Origin of the sequence: uncultured Bacteroides sp., from assembly GCF_937912035.1 — a bacterium.
Taxonomy (GTDB): Bacteria; Bacteroidota; Bacteroidia; order Bacteroidales; family Bacteroidaceae; genus Phocaeicola.
In genome coordinates this window covers 1-5,060 of sequence record NZ_CALDPF010000059.1, presented here as the reverse complement: position 1 = coordinate 5,060, position 5,060 = coordinate 1, and the positions used below count along the sequence as shown (strand labels likewise).

Here is a 5,060-nt window from a genome sequence, read left to right as displayed (position 1 = left end):
AAGTTGGATTTTCGCTACTTCCTCATAACCGAATAGCTACTATCGTAGCTTGTCAGGTATGTATTCGCAAACAGCTTTACCGCCTCCGTAAATCCCATAAACGCCTACCAAGCTGTTCATCTACATTAATATTCATAATTTATTACCTCCATGCGATATATTTTCTATAGTACAAATTACACTACATAAGATATGTTTATGACAGATTCTATGGTGTGATTACAGAAACTATAAGCTATAATACAAGTGTATTTTTTTGTATGATTTTTTATGCAAATATTGAATTTCCCTCTTATTTCAGTTATAATGTATATACACAAAAGAAATATATAAGCTACGAGGAACTATATGAGACTAAAAGGCTACCACAATACAGAAGTACATAATATAGAATCTATCTTAAAAGATGGATTCCTATGCGAACATAATCCAAAACACTGGCTAGGACAAGGAATTTATTTTTTTGCGGACGCAGATACTGCCATCGTTAATATTGATATGTTACATCACAAAGATAAAATAACAACAATTATTGCAGAAATAGATATTGAAGACTCTGCTTATTTAGACTTAGACCTCCGACAAAATAATAATGCTTTTCGCAATTATTGTAAAACAAAAGCCGAAACACTCAAAGCAACCGGTCAAGAGCTTATATTAAAGGGAACTGACAAACGACAAGCTGCACAAATATACAAATGCTTTTTCATGGATTTATTCAAACAAGAGCATGGATATGCCGTTCTTTCCAAAACATTTGCTAAAGAAAATCCTCCATATGCTCCAAAAATTGAAAATATCGAGTATTTAGGATTACCTTTTTTGGAAAAATATATTTGTGTAAGTGATAATAAATATATTGTAAGCAAAACAGTACTGGAAGGAGAGTGGCTAGTATGACAAAACAATTTTTCGAAGATTTGGCTAAACTGTATGGAATCGAAATCAATACTGTAGAATCTGGAAAAGGTGGATTATTCTATACTACTTCCAACGAAGAAAAAATGGAATTAAATTTAACTCTTACTATTGATAAATATATGACTCCACAACTTGAAATTTTACCATTTTTAGAGTGTAATACTTTTTCAAATTATCTCGAAGAAGATTTAATGAATCAAGCAGCATAAAGGAGCACAAACATAAATGAGCAATATTCAAGAAGCTAAAAGCATACTCACTTTAAATAAAACCATTATTGATAAACTGATTTTTGAACGATTTTCGGATGATGTATGTAGAATTGATATCAAAGAACCCATTGCATTTCAGCATCAAATTAATTTAATAATAGAAAATGTATATAAAGTTAGTCTAGGAATAATACTTGCTTTAGAATCAAAATATAACATAGAAATTCAAATTTCAGGAATTTTTGAATTGACAAATGAATCCATTCTGGGGCAAAAATTAATAACTAACAATGCAATCGCAATTTTATTTCCTTATTTAAGAAGCCAATTAACGTTATTAACTTCTCAACCTGGCTTTGAGCCTGTCATTTTACCTATTATGAATATCAATACCTTATTAAATAGTGAACATTAACATGACTTAGAATAACGTTAGACTGAAAGCTTATAAAAAAGCCTTTTAGTCTAACGTTATTCTAAAAATAATTTGCAATATGTTTTTTACAAGAATTGTATGTCTGTATATTTCCGACCAATTATTGTGCTTCTAGTATCTTCTAAACAAATCTCTTGTATAAACCTTCTCTTCCACATCATCCAAACAGGAATCATAACGATTTGCAATAATAGCATCGCTCTGTGCCTTAAATGCAGCCAAATTGTTAATTACCCTTTATTCTTTTCCAATAAAATGCAATTTTCTACAATTTAACTCAAAAATCCACTTGACAAACTTTAAATTGTCTGATAATATGTTTCATAAAAACAACCACAAATAGCCACCATCCTATATCTATTATATAAAAATGGTGACCTTTTACAAAAAACTATCTATTATCTGACACAAATAAATTATAATTTTATTAATAATTCAACTAAACTAATATATTTTATTTAAAAATAACCATTAAAGTACAACTAATGCTTTTATATTAAAACCTATTGACTTAAATTATTTCCCATATTAAGTATTGTTGTGATATCTACTACTAAATCATATAACAATAAATCTAAATACATTCTGATTATATCAGATAACATACAATATGTCAATGTTTTTTTAATTATAATGCATATGTATAATATAGGCCTATAATAAAATACATACTGATTTAATTTACTTTAAATCATACCAAAACTATAACGTAACTTTTTGTTAGCATAATTGTTTAAATTTATCAAAAGGAGGAACTACATATGGAATTTTGTTTTGACCCTACAATATGTTTAGACTTGATGTCAATTATTGCTTCAACTTATATGTCATTTAGGTTGTATAAAGTAGCAATAGAAGAAAAGAAGTTATCACAAAAACAACAGAATCTCTCTGATCGAATTAACAAACAAGAAATAACACCTTACTTATATCCTATAGCAGATAAATTTATTAAAGAAAAATGGAAAAGATTTTATCAAGGTGGTGTTAGGCTTTCACCTGTAGTCACTTCATCTAATTATGATACGTTATCTAATGATAAACAAAGATTTATGCAACGTTGTAATCAAGAAAAACATTATATGCGAGCATATTTTGATTATTTAGGAGATGAAGTATTTTTAATGCTGAATGCAAATGGCAGTAATAATAATTTTTTTGTAGAACATCATAACGTTACACTAACTTTACAAAATTTTGGTGCATTAATTACAAAAATTCATATTTATTCTGTTGATATTTGGACATCTGAAGGTCAGAAATTAAATTTTAATGAAGTGGAAGATAATTTTTACACAGACATCATTCCTAGAGATTCTACGATTGAAATTGTTATAGATGAAGTCTTAAATTCTTCCACACCATCAACATGCGCAATTACTGAAGAAATTTATAACAACTTAAAAGATTATGATTTATTTAAAGGTAATGTTCCCCAACATTTAGCATATAAAAAATACGAAATCAAGCTTTTAATTTGGAATCAATACGACGACGTTTTCAAATTTTTAATAACCATTGAAAAAAACGGAAATCGCTTCTATCGTCGAGTGGAGGAAGTTAATAGCTTTGAATAAGAGAAGATTTTAAACAAAAACACAATTTTTTACATTACCCTAATTTTTGAAGGGCAAAGCCAATTTTATCGGTCTTGCCCTTACTATATTATAATGCTAGTTTTGACATATTAAACAAAACTATGTAGTAACTGCCTCAAAACAAGGCGTCTATACCATCACACCTCTTTCTGCTATACTGACTCCATTCAAAAGTATAGCGAAGGAGGTTTTTTAATTTTATGGAAATATCAAAACAGAAACTGTGGGAATCTAGGCTTACAGACTGGGAGAACAGCGGCATAGATATTTGTTCCTGGTGTAGACAAAATGCTGTGAGCGAAAAACAGTTTCATTATTGGAAACGAAAACTACGAACTGCTTCGACAGCATCGGAACCCATTTTTGTAGAATATACCAACGAACTACAAACACCGACGTCAAAACAATCACTCAATCAGCCAATGCTTTCTATTCGTGGAGTAAAGTTGTATGTTCCTGAGCAGTTTAATCAGGAAACATTGCTTTCTCTCGTTCGGTTATTAAAACAAGCATGATGAGCCGTTTTATCAAAGATGCCGAACATATTTATGTTGCCCCCGGTTTCACAGATTTTCGCAAACAATCAACCAGTTTAGCCGCCTTGGTCAGTATGAAATTTCAACTGGAGCCGTTTGACGGAAGCAGTGTTTTTGTTTTTTGCAACAAAAAGAAGGATGCAATTAAAGTTTTGCGCTATGACCGAAACGGATTTGTATTGGCACATAAGAAACTACTGGAAGGCATGAAATTTCAATGGCCCATGAAAGCGGAAGAAGTACGGCTGATTACTCCGCAACAAATGGAATGGCTATTAGAAGGACTTTCTATCGAACAGAAAAAAGCACACCATGAAGTAAAAAGAAGTTTGAAGAACTCGTGTTATTAAGAAAAGAAACTCAAAAATTTCTGTTGTAACATATGACAGAAAGAAGGCTGAAAATCGCGAAAATATCGGCATTTTCAGTCTTTTTTCTACATTGTTTTTATAGTACAATAATGACAAGGAGTTTAGAGAAAAGAAGGTGGGCATGGTGACAGAATTAGAAGAACTTTTACAGTTGCGAGAACTGGTAAAAAAACAACAGTCAGAATTAGCAAAACAGAAGGAAGCGCTTGCACAAAAAGATGAGATTATAAAGAAACAACAAATACAAATCGAAAATATGATGCAGGCACTGCTCCATGCCCGTAAGAAACTGTTTGGACCTTCTACGGAAGCAACACCGGAAACACCAGAACAGTTAAAGTTGTTTGAGACTACAGAAAAACTAGCAGAGCAACTTTCGGAAGATAAGAAAAAAATCACAGTAGCAGCACATACGAGAGTTCCACGCCAACCTGGGGTACGTGCAGAACTGCTTGCCGGAATTCCACATGAAATAGAGGAATATGTGATAAATCCAGAAGAAACGTGTTCTGTGTGCGGTGCTCCATTAAAAGTTATTGGTAAGGAAATCGTGCGTACCGAAGTGGAGTTTATTCCTGCTCGTATTCGAGTTGTACAAGTAATACGCCAGATAGGCAAATGTACCGAATGTGGTACTGGAAAAAACAATCATTTAAAAGAGCATTTCCAAAAAGCTGCTGTACCTGCCAAAGTACTGCCGCATTCTCTTGCAACCCATTCTCTTGTAGCACAGATTATGTACCAAAAGTTTGCCATGGGTATACCATTAAACCGTCAGGAAAGCGACTTTTACCGAATGGGTCTGGTACTGCCAAGAAATAACATGGCACACTGGGTCATCCGCTGCAGCGAGGAATGGCTGGAACCTGTATATAACAGGATTTTGGAAAAACTAACGGCGTGCGGTGTATTGCATATGGATGAGACACGCATCCAGTGTAATAAAGAGGAAGGGAAAAAAGCCTCCAGTGAGTCTTGGATGTGGG

At 32.4% G+C, this 5,060-nt stretch carries 7 protein-coding genes; all 7 read left to right on the top strand.

The window, feature by feature from the left end; genetic code table 11:
• The first annotated feature begins 348 nt into the window (after window positions 1-348).
• Window positions 349-900 carry a hypothetical protein gene (locus Q0486_RS15615; protein WP_299235489.1) on the top strand — a complete coding sequence of 184 codons (552 nt, stop codon included), beginning with the start codon at window positions 349-351 and terminating at the stop codon, window positions 898-900.
• Entirely contained in the window at window positions 897-1,130 is a 234-nt protein-coding gene (locus Q0486_RS15610) for a hypothetical protein (RefSeq protein WP_299235486.1), read from the top strand. Before Q0486_RS15615 ends, Q0486_RS15610 begins: the two co-directional genes overlap by 4 nt.
• 16 nt (window positions 1,131-1,146) lie before the next feature.
• Complete coding sequence (locus tag Q0486_RS15605) at window positions 1,147-1,548, top strand: protein-export chaperone SecB (RefSeq protein ID WP_299235483.1); 402 nt, start codon at window positions 1,147-1,149, stop codon at window positions 1,546-1,548.
• 782 nt (window positions 1,549-2,330) lie between these two features.
• The gene (locus Q0486_RS15600; protein ID WP_299235480.1) at window positions 2,331-3,146 is read left to right on the top strand and encodes a hypothetical protein; all 816 of its coding nucleotides are present in this window, start codon (window positions 2,331-2,333) and stop codon (window positions 3,144-3,146) included.
• A 221-nt stretch (window positions 3,147-3,367) separates the two neighbouring features.
• A complete protein-coding gene (locus Q0486_RS15595; RefSeq protein WP_299235477.1) occupies window positions 3,368-3,682 on the top strand; it encodes a hypothetical protein in 315 nt (104 codons plus the stop codon).
• The gene (gene tnpB, locus Q0486_RS15590) at window positions 3,679-4,053 is read left to right on the top strand and encodes an IS66 family insertion sequence element accessory protein TnpB (RefSeq protein WP_299235474.1); all 375 of its coding nucleotides are present in this window, start codon (window positions 3,679-3,681) and stop codon (window positions 4,051-4,053) included. Before Q0486_RS15595 ends, tnpB begins: the two co-directional genes overlap by 4 nt.
• Before the next feature lie 142 nt (window positions 4,054-4,195).
• Window positions 4,196-5,060: transposase (locus Q0486_RS15585; RefSeq protein WP_299235471.1), on the top strand; the 865-nt coding region annotated here is incomplete at its 3' end.